The sequence below is a fragment of the Burkholderia diffusa genome, assembly GCF_902499115.1.
GTDB lineage: Bacteria > Pseudomonadota > Gammaproteobacteria > Burkholderiales > Burkholderiaceae > Burkholderia > Burkholderia diffusa.
In genome coordinates this window covers 35,533-48,376 of sequence record NZ_CABVPN010000037.1, presented here as the reverse complement: position 1 = coordinate 48,376, position 12,844 = coordinate 35,533, and the positions used below count along the sequence as shown (strand labels likewise).

At 67.6% G+C, this 12,844-nt stretch carries 12 protein-coding genes; all 12 read left to right on the top strand.

Features of this window, described 5'->3' with window-relative positions; all coding sequences use genetic code 11:
- Positions 1 to 45: 45 nt before the first annotated feature.
- The 12 genes from leuB (at position 46) to BTE28158_RS29345 (ending at position 12,839) form a co-directional block, all read left to right on the top strand.
- Positions 46 to 1,113, top strand: a complete 1,068-nt coding sequence (gene leuB, locus BTE28158_RS29400) for a 3-isopropylmalate dehydrogenase (protein ID WP_151050138.1) — start codon at positions 46 to 48, stop codon at positions 1,111 to 1,113.
- 120 nt (positions 1,114 to 1,233) lie between these two features.
- Positions 1,234 to 1,353, top strand: a complete 120-nt coding sequence (locus tag BTE28158_RS32670; protein WP_151050140.1) for a 3-isopropylmalate dehydrogenase — start codon at positions 1,234 to 1,236, stop codon at positions 1,351 to 1,353.
- 82 nt (positions 1,354 to 1,435) lie between these two features.
- A complete protein-coding gene (gene asd / locus BTE28158_RS29390) occupies positions 1,436 to 2,557 on the top strand; it encodes an aspartate-semialdehyde dehydrogenase (RefSeq protein ID WP_059466419.1) in 1,122 nt (373 codons plus the stop codon).
- 513 nt (positions 2,558 to 3,070) lie between these two features.
- Positions 3,071 to 5,116, top strand: a complete 2,046-nt coding sequence (locus BTE28158_RS29385; RefSeq protein ID WP_174920230.1) for a FimV/HubP family polar landmark protein — start codon at positions 3,071 to 3,073, stop codon at positions 5,114 to 5,116.
- On the top strand, positions 5,116 to 5,928 hold the full coding sequence (truA, locus tag BTE28158_RS29380) for a tRNA pseudouridine(38-40) synthase TruA (RefSeq protein ID WP_059599546.1): 813 nt from the start codon (positions 5,116 to 5,118) through the stop codon (positions 5,926 to 5,928). Before BTE28158_RS29385 ends, truA begins: the two co-directional genes overlap by 1 nt.
- The gene (locus BTE28158_RS29375; RefSeq protein ID WP_151051863.1) at positions 5,925 to 6,626 is read left to right on the top strand and encodes a phosphoribosylanthranilate isomerase; all 702 of its coding nucleotides are present in this window, start codon (positions 5,925 to 5,927) and stop codon (positions 6,624 to 6,626) included. The genes truA and BTE28158_RS29375 overlap by 4 nt, the downstream gene beginning before the upstream one ends.
- A 55-nt stretch (positions 6,627 to 6,681) precedes the next feature.
- Positions 6,682 to 7,875 (top strand): tryptophan synthase subunit beta, encoded by a 1,194-nt coding sequence (trpB, locus tag BTE28158_RS29370; RefSeq protein WP_059599544.1) that lies wholly within the window; start codon positions 6,682 to 6,684, stop codon positions 7,873 to 7,875.
- Between the two features lie 9 nt (positions 7,876 to 7,884).
- Positions 7,885 to 8,736, top strand: a complete 852-nt coding sequence (locus BTE28158_RS29365) for a DNA-methyltransferase (RefSeq protein ID WP_059524755.1) — start codon at positions 7,885 to 7,887, stop codon at positions 8,734 to 8,736.
- A gap of 88 nt (positions 8,737 to 8,824) precedes the next feature.
- Positions 8,825 to 9,640 (top strand): tryptophan synthase subunit alpha, encoded by an 816-nt coding sequence (gene trpA, locus BTE28158_RS29360; protein WP_151051865.1) that lies wholly within the window; start codon positions 8,825 to 8,827, stop codon positions 9,638 to 9,640.
- A gap of 64 nt (positions 9,641 to 9,704) precedes the next feature.
- The gene (gene accD, locus BTE28158_RS29355; RefSeq protein ID WP_044843820.1) at positions 9,705 to 10,577 is read left to right on the top strand and encodes an acetyl-CoA carboxylase, carboxyltransferase subunit beta; all 873 of its coding nucleotides are present in this window, start codon (positions 9,705 to 9,707) and stop codon (positions 10,575 to 10,577) included.
- Between the two features lie 100 nt (positions 10,578 to 10,677).
- Positions 10,678 to 11,988 carry a bifunctional tetrahydrofolate synthase/dihydrofolate synthase gene (folC, locus tag BTE28158_RS29350; RefSeq protein ID WP_151051867.1) on the top strand — a complete coding sequence of 437 codons (1,311 nt, stop codon included), beginning with the start codon at positions 10,678 to 10,680 and terminating at the stop codon, positions 11,986 to 11,988.
- A gap of 29 nt (positions 11,989 to 12,017) precedes the next feature.
- Positions 12,018 to 12,839: an SPOR domain-containing protein gene (locus BTE28158_RS29345; RefSeq protein ID WP_174920228.1), complete on the top strand. Its 822-nt coding sequence runs from the start codon at positions 12,018 to 12,020 to the stop codon at positions 12,837 to 12,839.
- Positions 12,840 to 12,844 lie beyond the last annotated feature (5 nt).

Here is a 12,844-nt window from a genome sequence, read left to right as displayed (position 1 = left end):
CGCTCGCCGACCTGCCATTCATACCTACCCAGTCAGGAATAACGCATGAAGATTGCAGTGCTGCCCGGCGACGGCATCGGTCCGGAAATCGTCAACGAAGCGGTCAAGGTGCTGAACGCCCTCGACGAGAAGTTCGAACTCGAACAGGCGCCGGTCGGCGGCGCGGGCTACGAGGCGAGCGGCCACCCGCTGCCGGACGCGACGCTGAAACTCGCGAAGGAAGCCGACGCGATCCTGTTCGGCGCGGTCGGCGACTGGAAGTACGACTCGCTCGAGCGCGCGTTGCGCCCCGAGCAGGCGATCCTCGGGCTGCGCAAGCATCTCGAGCTGTTCGCGAACTTCCGTCCGGCGATCTGCTATCCGCAACTCGTCGACGCGTCGCCGCTGAAGCCCGAGCTGGTCGCAGGCCTCGACATCCTGATCGTGCGCGAACTCAACGGCGACATCTACTTCGGCCAGCCGCGCGGCGTGCGCGCTGCTCCCGACGGCCCGTTCGCCGGCGAGCGCGAAGGCTTCGACACGATGCGCTATTCGGAACCGGAAGTGCGCCGCATCGCGCACGTCGCGTTCCAGGCCGCGCGAAAGCGTGCGAAGAAGCTGCTGTCGGTCGACAAGTCGAACGTGCTCGAAACGTCGCAGTTCTGGCGCGACATCATGATCGACGTGTCGAAGGAATACGCTGACGTCGAGCTGTCGCACATGTACGTCGACAACGCGGCGATGCAGCTCGCGAAGGCGCCGAAGCAGTTCGACGTGATCGTGACCGGCAACATGTTCGGCGACATCCTGTCGGATGAAGCGTCGATGCTGACGGGCTCGATCGGCATGCTGCCGTCGGCGTCGCTCGACAAGAACAACAAGGGCCTGTACGAGCCGTCGCACGGTTCGGCGCCGGACATCGCGGGCAAGGGCATCGCGAACCCGCTGGCGACGATCCTGTCGGCCGCGATGCTGCTGCGCTACTCGCTGAATCGCGCGGAGCAGGCCGATCGCATCGAGCACGCGGTGAAAACGGTGCTCGAACAAGGCTATCGCACGGGCGACATCGCGACGCCGGGTTGCAAGCAGGTCGGCACGGCGGCGATGGGCGACGCGGTGGTCGCTGCGCTGTAACGCGCACGGCAATGCAGTAATGCAGTGAATTGTGGAAAGGGCGCGAACGGGCCGCGAAATCGGCCGGTTCGCGCGTGGTTGGCCGTTGTGCGGCCAACCGGCTTTGTGTAGACTCGAACGATGGCGCTGATTTCCCTGATCTCCCCGGTCCTGAAACTCCACGGCAACACTGCCCGTGCGGGTACGCGCGCCATCGTCATCACGAACACCATTACCACGAAAACGATCATTAAACGCTGATCGTCCGTCGTGCCCGCCTGTTTCCCCGCGCGGTCACGCCGGGGGCGGAAATGGCGGGGAAGCTCCATTCAAAGGGTTAGTCATGAACGTAGGTCTCGTAGGTTGGCGCGGCATGGTCGGCAGCGTGCTGATGCAGCGCATGCAGGAAGAAGGTGATTTCGACCTGATCGAGCCGGTGTTTTTCAGCACCAGCAATACGGGCGGCAAGGCGCCGTCGTTCGCGAAAAACGAGACTACGCTCAAGGACGCGACCAACGTCGACGAGCTGAAGAAGTGCGACGTGATCATCACGTGCCAGGGCGGCGACTACACGAACGACGTGTTCCCGAAGCTGCGCGCGGCCGGCTGGAACGGCTACTGGATCGACGCGGCCTCGTCGCTGCGGATGCAGGACGACGCAGTCATCATCCTCGATCCGGTCAACCTCGACGTGATCAAGGACGCGCTCGTCAAGGGCACGAAGAACTTCGTCGGCGGCAACTGCACGGTCAGCCTGATGCTGATGGCGCTCGGCGGCCTGTTCCGCGAGAACCTCGTCGACTGGATGACGGCGATGACCTACCAGGCCGCATCGGGCGCGGGCGCGCAGAACATGCGTGAACTGCTGTCGCAGATGGGCGCACTGCACGGTTCGGTGCAGGAACAGCTCGCCGATCCGGCTTCCGCGATTCTCGACATCGACCGCCGCGTGCTCGCGACGATGAACAGCGATGCAATGCCGACGAGCCAGTTCGGCGTGCCGCTCGCGGGTTCGCTGATTCCGTGGATCGACAAGGATCTCGGCAACGGGATGTCGAAGGAAGAGTGGAAGGGCGGCGCGGAAACCAACAAGATCCTCGGCAAGCCGGCCATGGGCGAGCCGGGTTCGATCCCGGTCGACGGGCTGTGCGTGCGGATCGGCGCGATGCGCTGCCACTCGCAGGCGCTGACGATCAAGCTGAAGAAGGACGTCCCGCTGGACGAAATCAACGGCATCCTCGCGTCGGCGAACGACTGGGTGAAGGTCGTGCCGAACGAGCGCGAAGCGTCGATGCGCGACCTGTCGCCGGCGAAGATCACCGGCACGCTGACGGTGCCGGTCGGTCGCCTGCGCAAGCTCGCGATGGGCGGCGAATACCTGTCGGCGTTCACGGTCGGCGACCAGCTGCTGTGGGGCGCGGCCGAGCCGCTGCGCCGCATGCTGCGCATCCTGCTCGACAAGTAAGAATCGGGCTGCGCCGCGCGCGCCCCGTCGGCGCGCGACGCGAAACGCCTGCCAGCCCTTCGCGGGGCGGCAGGCGTTTTTTTATTGGTTGGCGCCGCGGCATACGCGCGAAAATCCCGAGACGCTTGTGAGCGGGACGGGACGCGATCCATACGGACATGAATTCATGTCGGGGGCGATGCGGTTGCCACAATTTTCATTGATTGATGATCCATTTTTGATAAAACTGCCGTGCGCGATTGACGGTGAGGATCGGCGTGGCCGTCGCGCGATTCGCGCGCCGGCGGCGCGGTGCGGGTAGCGATCGCGCCGATGCGCCGGCATGGACGGCCGCATCCGCCGGCGACGAATTCGGCCGGAACCCGATCGCGTGAAGTAAACTATGCGGTTACGACGCGCGGAGTCGCCAAAAGCGTCGCGTTCAGCGCGACGCTTTTGCATTTCTGCGGCGATTTTATTGACGCTTCCCTACGCGAATCCGAGCCGCGCCCGCGCGCGGCGATTGAGTCTACGATGTCCCGAATTTCCTTGTTTCCGCGTCAGTCCCGTCTGTCGCGCGCCGTGCGTGGCGCGCTGGCGATCCTGGCACTCGGCGCGGCCGCGTCGGCCTGGGCGACCGGCGCCGTCGAACTGCCGGCTTCCGCCGCAGGCGGTCCCGCGCCGCTTACCGTGACGGTCCAGCCGGGCCAGTCGTTGAACGATCTCGCGAAGGCGGCCACGCAGTCGCACGATCCGGGCGTGCTCGCGCGCGCCGGACGCGCATTGTTCGACGCCAACCCGCAGGCATTCATGAAGCGCGATCCGAGCCGCCTGAAAGTCGGCGCGACGCTGACGGTGCCGGCGCTCGACGCGACGGGCGCGGCGCTCGCGGCGGCCGGTGCTTCCGGTGCATCGGCAGTATCCGCGGTGGCCGCCGCGTCGGGTACGGTCGCGGCTGCGCAGCATGGTGCGTCCGCGCCGCATCCGGGGTCGGCCGTGCAAACGGCGCCGGCCGCACCGGCTGCGCACGCGGCACCGGTCAGCGGTGCAAGCGTCGCGGCGGCGGTCGTGGCAGGGGCGTCGGCTTCGACCGGCGCGTCCGCAGCATCCGCCGCGCATGGCGCGTCGACGGTCGAACCGGTTCAGCCGGCCGCGCCTGCGGCCGGTGCAAGCGGGCCGCACGTGTGGAGCGGCGCGATTCAGTCCGCGACCCCGTCGTCCGCGAGCGATGCCGCCATCCCGCCCGCGCAGGGCGGCCCGGCTCAAGGCATGCACGAACCATCCGCGGCGGCACCCGTCGCGGGCGCATCGCAGCCGCGGCCGTCGAGCCTGCAGCAACTGCTCGCGCTGAAGAACCGCGTGCTGATGGAGCTGCAGAAACACGGCATTGGCAAGCCGGCCGCGACGAACAACGTTGCACCGGCACCGGCACCGGCTGCCCCGCGTCCCGCTGCGAATGACGGCGCATCTGCTGCCGCGTCGTCGCCCGCCGCGAGCGAGGCGGCGTCCGGCGTGGCCGCCAGTGCGGCGCAGCCGGCATCGGCAGCCGTGCAGCCAGCCGTGCCCGTGGCGGCGACGCCGTTCGCGCGTGGTTCCGAACAGATCGACTGGCGCCCGGCCGCGGCGGCCGGCGCGGCCGTGGTCGTTCTCGCGGCCGGGTTTGCGTGGCGCAAGCGCCGGAAAGCGCGGCGCGCCGATGCGCTCACTCCGGAGTCCGGCGGGGCGGCTGCTTCGGATACCAGCGCCTCGTCGTCCGTCGAACCCGTGCCGCCGATTCTTCCCGAGACGCCGGTCGCACGCGACGCAGCCGCCGACGTGAATCTCGTTTCGGCCGCCGCGGTAGCGGCAGAGGTGGCCGAAACGCGCGATCTCGACGTGCCGTCGTCGCCGGAAGCGGCAACGACGCAAGACGATCAAAAGCAAGCGCCTGCCGCGCTGGCGGGCGCTGCAGAGGCGGCACCGCACGACGCGCAGCCCATCGCGGAGACGCCCCCGGGTGAGCCGATCGAAGCACCTGCCGCGCCGGCGACGCACGACGCGCAGCACGCGGCGCTGATGCAGAACGCGATCAGCGCGCTGAACAGCCTCGACATGCCGCTGCCGCCGCGTACGGCGGAAGAGCCGGCCGCCCCGGAAGATCAAGCCGAAAGCGATCGAATCGCAACTAACGGTCAACCCGCGTCGCACCCGCCCGTTGGTGCGAACGATCCGGCACCGGAACACCCGGCCGACCAGGACGACGAGTTCGACTGGGATCCGGATGCGGCAACGCCCGTGCCGCACGCGGGTGGCGCATCCGCGCCGTCGTCGCTGCCGCCGCTCGGCGGCGCGCAGTTCGGTGCGTTGAAACTGGATTTCGATCTCGACCTGCCGTCCGCGCCGGGCGCCGTGCTGCCCGCGCTGACACCGGAGGAGCTTGCGCGCATCGCGCGCAACAAGCTGGATCTCGCATCCGAGTACGTCGAGCTGGGCGACCTATCCGGCGCGCGCACGCTGCTGCAGGAAGTCGTCGATGCGAACGACGCCGCGACGCGCGACGATGCGCGCGCGCTGCTCGCGAAACTGGCGGACGAGGCGTGATGCGGATCGCGCTGGGGATTCAGTACGACGGCGCCGCGTTCTGTGGCTGGCAGGCGCAGCCGCACGGCAAGACCGTGCAGGACGCGCTCGAGCGCGCGCTCGGCGAATTCGCGTGCGTGCCGTTGCATACGACGGTCGCGGGACGGACCGATACGGGCGTGCACGGGCTCGGGCAGGTCGCGCATTTCGACACGGACCTCGACCGCGCGGATTTCTCGTGGGTGCGCGGTACCAACGCGTTCCTGCCGCCGACCGTTTCCGTGCAGTGGGCGAAGCCGATGCCGGACACGTTCCATGCGCGTTTCTCGGCGTTCGAACGCACCTACTACTACGCGCTGTACGTACATCCCGTGCGCTCGCCGATGCTGGCTGGCCGGGCGGGCTGGATCCACACGCCGCTCGACGACGACGCCATGCGCGCCGCCGCCGCGCACCTGATCGGCGAGCATGACTTCTCGTCGTTCCGGTCGTCGGAATGCCAGTCGAAAACGCCGGTCAAACACCTGTACCAGATCGACGTGCGGCGTGCGGGCCACTTCATTCATTTCCGCTTCCGCGCGAACGCGTTCCTTCACCACATGGTGCGCAACCTGATGGGCTGCCTCGTCGCAGTCGGCCGCGGCCGCTACCCGGCGGACTGGCTCGCCGACGTGCTGGCCGGGCGCGACCGCAATCTCGCCGCGCCCACGTTCATGGCCGACGGGCTGTACCTCGCCCATGTCGGCTACCCGGCGGAATTCGCCGTCCCGCCCGCGCAGCTCGGCAGTGTGCCGTGGAGCAGCGTCTGGGCCGACCTGGACCCACAACCATGACGAATCACGCCGTGTCTTCTTCGACTCCCGCCGCGGGTGGCCTCGCACCGCGTACGCGCATCAAGCTGTGCGGCCTGTCGCGGCCCGAGGACGTGCTGCACGCCGCCGCGCTCGGCGCCGACGCGATCGGCCTCGTGTTCTATCCGAAGAGCCCGCGCGCGGTGTCGATCGCGCAGGCAGCCGAGCTTGCACGCCTCGCCCCGCCGTTCGTGTCGGTGGTCGGACTGTTCGTGAACGCGACCGAAGCCGAGATCGACGCGGTCGTGCGCGACGTGCCGCTCACGATGCTGCAATTCCACGGCGACGAGACGCCCGCGCAGTGCGACGCCCTCGGCCGCGCGGCACGCCTGCCGTGGTTGCGCGCGGTGCGCGTCGGCCCCTCGACGCAGCCGGCCGATTTGGTAGAATCGGCTCTTCATTATTCGAAAGCGCGCGGCCTCCTGTTCGACACCCTGGTGCCGGACTATGGCGGTAGCGGCAAGGTCTTCGATTGGTCACTTATTCCCGCAGAGCTCGCGCATCGGGCCGTTTTGAGTGGTGGCTTGAACGCGCAAAACGTCGGTGATGCGATCCGCCAGTTGCGTCCGTTTGCTGTCGATGTCTCGAGCGGCATCGAAGTGGACGGCGCGAAGGGCGTGAAGGATCACGCCCGGATGGCGGCGTTCGTACGCGCGGTGCGCGAAGCGGACGCCAGGTGATGCAAGCCGGTGCGGCCCCGACAGCGGGGCGCGCCGACCGATCGAGAGTGACACCATGTACAACCTTCCTGATGATCACGGCCACTTCGGCCCGTATGGCGGCGTGTTCGTCGCCGAAACGCTGATTCACGCGCTGGACGAACTGCGCGCGGCGTATGAAAAATTCCGTCATGACCCCGATTTCGTCGCCGAATACGAGCGGGAACTGAAGTATTTCGTCGGTCGTCCGTCGCCGATCTATCACGCGCAGCGCTGGAGCGAGATGCTCGGCGGCGCGCAGATCTACCTGAAGCGCGAGGACCTGAACCACACCGGCGCGCACAAGATCAACAACGTCATCGGCCAGGCGCTGCTCGCGAAGCGGATGGGCAAGAAGCGCGTGATCGCCGAGACGGGCGCGGGCCAGCACGGCGTCGCGACGGCAACGATCTGCGCGCGCTTCGGGATGGAGTGCATCGTCTACATGGGCGCCGAGGACGTGCGCCGCCAGGCCGCGAACGTCTACCGGATGAAGCTGCTCGGCGCGACGGTCGTGCCGGTCGAATCGGGTTCGCGCACGTTGAAGGACGCGCTGAACGAAGCGATGCGCGACTGGGTCACGAACATCGAAAGCACGTTCTACATCATCGGCACGGTCGCGGGCCCGCACCCGTATCCGGCGATGGTGCGCGACTTCCAGCGCGTGATCGGCGACGAGTGCAAGGTGCAGATGCCGGAACTCGCCGGCCGGCAGCCGGACGCGGTGATTGCGTGCGTCGGCGGCGGCTCGAACGCGATGGGCATCTTCTATCCGTACATCGACGACACGTCGGTGCAGCTGATCGGCGTCGAAGCGGCCGGCGACGGCCTCGACACGGGCCGTCACGCGGCGTCGCTGATCGCCGGCAGCCCCGGCGTGCTGCACGGCAACCGCACGTACCTGCTGCAGGACGACAACGGCCAGATCATCGAGACGCATTCGGTATCGGCCGGGCTCGACTATCCGGGCGTCGGTCCCGAGCACGCATGGCTGAAGGACAGCGGCCGCGCGCAGTATGTCGGCATCACCGACGAAGAGGCACTGAAGGCGTTCCACGACTGCTGCAGGATCGAGGGGATCATCCCCGCGCTCGAGTCGAGCCACGCGATCGCGTACGCCGTGAAGCTCGCGCCGACGTTGTCCAAGGACAAGATCCTCCTCGTCAACCTGTCGGGCCGCGGCGACAAGGACATGCACACGGTCGCCGAGCGATCGGGCATCGCGCTCTGACCCCGACCGATGCGTGACCTGATCGAACAACCGGGCGGCGGCGCCGCGAGCGAAGCGGAGGCGGTGCAGTCTGCCGTCGCCGTGCCGTGCGCGTTGCCGTCCGGGATCGAGCTGCACAACCGCGATTTCATGTCCGAAGCCGCGCGCCTGCCGGATGCGTCGATCGACCTGATCGTCGCCGATCCGCCGTACGGGCTCGGCAAGGACTATGGCAACGACTCGGACAAGCGCTCGGGCGACGATTTTCTCGCGTGGACGCGCGAGTGGCTCGAACTCGCGATCCCGAAGCTCAAGCCGAGCGGGTCGATGTACATCTTCTGCACGTGGCAGTACGCGCCGGAAATCTTCAGCTTCCTGAAGACGAAGCTCACGATGGTCAACGAGATCATCTGGGACCGGCGCGTGCCGAGCATGGGCGGCACGACGCGCCGTTTCACGTCGGTGCACGACAACATCGGCTTTTTCGCGGTTTCCAAGGCGTATTACTTCGATCTCGATCCGGTCCGCATCCCGTACGACGCCGACACGAAGAAGGCCCGCTCGCGCAAGCTGTTCGAAGGCAGCAAGTGGCTGGAGATGGGCTACAACCCGAAGGACGTCTGGTCGGTCTCGCGCCTGCACCGGCAGCACGCGGAGCGCGTCGATCATCCGACCCAGAAGCCGCTGGAAATCATCGAGCGGATGGTGCTCGCAAGTTGCCCGCCGGGCGGCCGCGTGCTCGATCCGTTCATGGGCAGCGGCACGACCGCGGTGGCCTGCGCACGGCAGGGGCGCGACTTCGTCGGCTACGAGATCAACGAAAGTTATTGCGCGATCGCGCACGAGCGCGTGAACGCGCTCGCCACGCCGGCGTGCGCGTGAGTCGCGCCGCCGCAGTGCCGATCGCTGCTTTGCATGGGACCGGAGTAAGCGCTGAAGCGCTAACTCCGGTCGACAAAGGAAAATTGCCATGAATCGTATCCAGCAGACCTTCGCCGCACTCGCCGAACAAGGCCGCAAGGGCCTGATCCCGTTCATCACGGCCGGCGACCCCGATCCCGCGAAAACCGTCGAATTCATGCACGCGCTCGCCGAAGGCGGCGCCGACGTCATCGAGCTCGGCGTGCCGTTCTCGGACCCGATGGCCGACGGCCCGGTGATCCAGCGCTCGTCGGAGCGTGCGCTCGCGCGCGGCGTCACGCTCAAGAGCGTGCTCGCCGACGTGAAGCGCTTCCGCGAGACCGACCAGAAAACCCCCGTCGTACTGATGGGTTATGCGAACCCGATCGAGCGGATGGGCGTCGACACGTTCGCGACCGAGGCGCAGGCGGCCGGCGTCGACGGCGTGCTCGTCGTCGACTATCCGCCCGAGGAAGCGGGCGTGTTCGCCGAGAAAATGCGCGCCGCGCAGATCGATCCGATCTTCCTGCTCGCGCCGACGTCGACCGACGAACGCATCGCCGACGTGGGCAAGATCGCGAGCGGCTACGTGTACTACGTGTCGCTCAAGGGCGTGACCGGCGCCGGAAATCTGGATGTTTCGAGCATTGCGGGTAAAATCCCGGCCATCAAGTCGCGCGTGCCGGTTCCGGTGGGCGTTGGCTTCGGCATCCGCGACGCCGAAACGGCGCGCGCGGTGGCCGAAGTGTCGGACGCCGTCGTGATCGGCAGCCGGCTGGTGCAACTGCTCGAGAGCGCCGCGCCGGAAGGCGCCGTCGCCGCGCTGAAGACTTTCATCGCCGAGCTGCGCGCCGCCCTGGACGGCGCTGGCAATACGGCGCGATAAACACAACACAGGAAGCGGGAACGGGCCGGTCGGCCCGCCCCGCCACGGAACAGGAAACCATACGATGAGCTGGCTCGACAAACTGTTGCCGCCGAAGATCAAGCAGACCGACCCGAAAAGCCGCAAGGGCATTCCGGAAGGCCTGTGGGTCAAGTGCCCGTCCTGCGAGGCCGTGCTGTACCGCAACGACGTGGACGCGAACCTGCACGTGTGCCCGAAGTGCGATCACCACATGCGCATCGGTGCGCGCGAGCGTCTCGACGGGCTGCTCGATCCGGAAGGCCGCTATGAAATCGGCCAGGAAATCGTGCCGGTCGACTCGCTGAAGTTCAAGGACAGCCGCAAGTACCCCGATCGTCTGAAGGAAGCGATGGACGAAACGGGCGAGACCGACGCGATGGTCGTGATGGGCGGCGCGATCCATACGCTGCCCGTCGTCGCTGCCTGCTTCGAGTTTTCGTTCATGGGCGGCTCGATGGGCTCGGTCGTCGGCGAGCGTTTCGCGCGCGGCGCGCAGAATGCGCTGGAGCAGCAAGTGCCGTTCATCTGCTTCACGGCGTCGGGCGGCGCACGGATGCAGGAAAGCCTGCTGTCGCTGATGCAGATGGCCAAGACCACCGCGATGCTGACCAAGCTGGCAGAAGCCAAGCTGCCGTTCATCTCGGTGCTGACCGACCCGACGATGGGCGGCGTGTCGGCGAGCTTCGCATTCCTCGGCGACGTCGTGATCGCCGAGCCGAAGGCGCTGATCGGCTTCGCCGGCCCGCGCGTGATCGAGCAGACGGTTCGCGAGAAACTGCCGGAAGGCTTCCAGCGCGCGGAATTCCTGCTGAAGACGGGCGCGATCGACATGATCGTCGACCGCCGCAAGATGCGCGACGAGATCGCGCAATTGCTCGCGCTGCTGCAGCGGCAACCGGCCGACGCGCTGGCCTGATTGGCGCGAGGTTGTGAACACTGCGCGTCGCCTGGCTTCAGCGTCAGGCGGCGCGCTTCGTTTTTTGGCGTAGTGGCGGTCCCGATCCAGATTTGAACCGATGAGCACTTTTCCCACTCTCGACGCGTGGCTTTCGCATCTCGAACGCGCGCACCCGGTCGGCATCGACATGGGCCTCACCCGCATCGGGCAGGTCAAGGCGGCGCTGCAGCTCGAATTCGCGTGCCCCGTCATCACCGTCGGCGGCACGAACGGCAAGGGCTCGACCTGCGCGTTTCTCGAGACGATCCTCGTGCGCGCGGGCTACAAGGTCGGCTGCCATACGTCGCCGCACCTGCTCGAATTCGGTGAGCGCGCGCGCGTGAACGGCCAGCAGGTCAGCGACGCCGAGCTGCTGCCGCACTTCGAAGCCGTCGAGGCAGCGTGCACGTCGCTGCCCGAGCCCGTGTCGCTCACGTACTTCGAATTCACGACGCTCGCGATCCTGCACCTGTTCGCGTCGCGCGGGCTCGACGCGGTGATCCTCGAAGTCGGCCTCGGCGGCCGGCTCGATGCGGTCAACATCATCGATACCGATTGCGCGATCGTCACGAGCATCGACATCGATCACACCGAATACCTCGGCGACACGCGCGAGAAGATCGCCTTCGAGAAGGCGGGGATCTTCCGTGCCGGCAAGCCGGCGATCTGCGGCGATCCGGCCGCGCCGCAAACGCTGATCGATCACGCCGAAGCGATCGGCGCCGACCTGTGGCTCGTCGGCCGCGATTTCCGCTACGAGGCGCAGGCGGGCGCAGAGCGCCAGCAGTGGAGCTACCTCGGTCGCGAGAAGCGCTACCCGGCGCTCGCGTATCCGGCGCTGCGCGGTGCGAATCAGCTGATCAATGCATCGGCCGCGCTGGCCGCGCTCGAGGCGCTGCGCCCGGTGCTGCCGGTGTCCGCGCAGGACATCCGGCTCGGGCTCGCCAACGTCGAACTGCCGGGCCGCTTCCAGGTGCTGCCCGGCAAGCCGGCGATCGTGCTGGACGTCGCGCACAACCCGCATGCGGCGGCCGTGCTCGAGCAAAATCTCGGCAACATGGGCTTCTTCCCGTACACGTACGCGGTGTTCGGTGCAATGCACGACAAGGACATCGACGGCGTGTTGCGGCATCTGAAGGGCGAGGTCGACCACTGGTGCGTGACCGACCTGCCGCTGCCGCGCGCGGCGAGCGCGGAGCAGCTCGAAGCCGCGCTGCGCAAGGTCGGCGTGGAGGAGGGGGCCGATTCGAGCGTGACGCGGTTCGCGTCGCCCGCCGAAGCGTTTCGCGATGCACTAAAAAGAGCATCCGAGAATGATAGAATCGTGGTTTTCGGCAGTTTCCATACGGTGGCAGGTGTGATGGCCTACCGGAAATCGCAGCAACACTGACTGACGGGCAGTTTCGGACTCAGCCATTCATGGGAATTTTCTCGTTCGGCAAGAAAGACGACGACGCGCCCCCGCGGCGCGGCGGTCGTACCGGGGCCTCCCGGAACGTGCGCACGGAGCGCACTGAACGCGTCGAGCGACGCACGCGCCGCACCGAGCGTCCGGAATCGGACGCACTGCTCCTCGATCCGACCCTTCCAGAAAAGCAACGCGCCCGCCGGCGTCTCGTCGGCGCGATCGCGCTCGTCGTCGCCGCGGTGATCGTGCTGCCGATGGTGCTCGATTCGCACCCGAAGCCGGTGACGGACGACATCGCGATCGACATCCCGAACCGGCCCGCGCATCAGGCGGTCGCGCCGCGCGACGACGACGCGTCCGACGTGCAGGCAGGTGTCGCGCATGACGAACCGCCGGCATCCGATGTCGTCGTGGCGGCCGTGCCCGCGCCGGCGGCCAAGGATGCGGCCAAGCCGGCCGCGAAGCCCGATACCACGGCCCCGGCGACCACGGCGAATGTGACGCCGCCGAAGCCCGCTGCGAAGCCGGCCACGGCCGCACCCGCGCCGAAGCCGGCGCCCGCGACGGTCGCGAACGCCGACGCCGCGGCCGACGGCGGCGACGCATCGTCGGCCGGTGCGCGCTTCGCGGTGCAGCTCGGTTCGTTCAAGGACGACACGACGGCCCGTTCGTGGGCCACCAAGTTGAAATCGGCGGGGGTGCCCGCATATGTCGAGCATCGCAAGCAGGCGGACGGCAGCACGGCTACACTGCTGCGTGCCGGCCCGTTCGCGGATCGCGCGGCGGCGTCCGCCGCGATTGCGAAGGTGCGCGAAGCCGGACTCACGCAGTAACGTGC

Coding starts and splice junctions, on each gene's coding strand:
- leuB (WP_151050138.1), top strand. CDS start 46: ATGAAGATTGCAGTGCTGCCCGGCGACGGCATCGGTCCGGAAATCGTC.
- BTE28158_RS32670 (WP_151050140.1), top strand. CDS start 1,234: ATGGCGCTGATTTCCCTGATCTCCCCGGTCCTGAAACTCCACGGCAAC.
- asd (WP_059466419.1), top strand. CDS start 1,436: ATGAACGTAGGTCTCGTAGGTTGGCGCGGCATGGTCGGCAGCGTGCTG.
- BTE28158_RS29385 (WP_174920230.1), top strand. CDS start 3,071: ATGTCCCGAATTTCCTTGTTTCCGCGTCAGTCCCGTCTGTCGCGCGCC.
- truA (WP_059599546.1), top strand. CDS start 5,116: ATGCGGATCGCGCTGGGGATTCAGTACGACGGCGCCGCGTTCTGTGGC.
- BTE28158_RS29375 (WP_151051863.1), top strand. CDS start 5,925: ATGACGAATCACGCCGTGTCTTCTTCGACTCCCGCCGCGGGTGGCCTC.
- trpB (WP_059599544.1), top strand. CDS start 6,682: ATGTACAACCTTCCTGATGATCACGGCCACTTCGGCCCGTATGGCGGC.
- BTE28158_RS29365 (WP_059524755.1), top strand. CDS start 7,885: ATGCGTGACCTGATCGAACAACCGGGCGGCGGCGCCGCGAGCGAAGCG.
- trpA (WP_151051865.1), top strand. CDS start 8,825: ATGAATCGTATCCAGCAGACCTTCGCCGCACTCGCCGAACAAGGCCGC.
- accD (WP_044843820.1), top strand. CDS start 9,705: ATGAGCTGGCTCGACAAACTGTTGCCGCCGAAGATCAAGCAGACCGAC.
- folC (WP_151051867.1), top strand. CDS start 10,678: ATGAGCACTTTTCCCACTCTCGACGCGTGGCTTTCGCATCTCGAACGC.
- BTE28158_RS29345 (WP_174920228.1), top strand. CDS start 12,018: ATGGGAATTTTCTCGTTCGGCAAGAAAGACGACGACGCGCCCCCGCGG.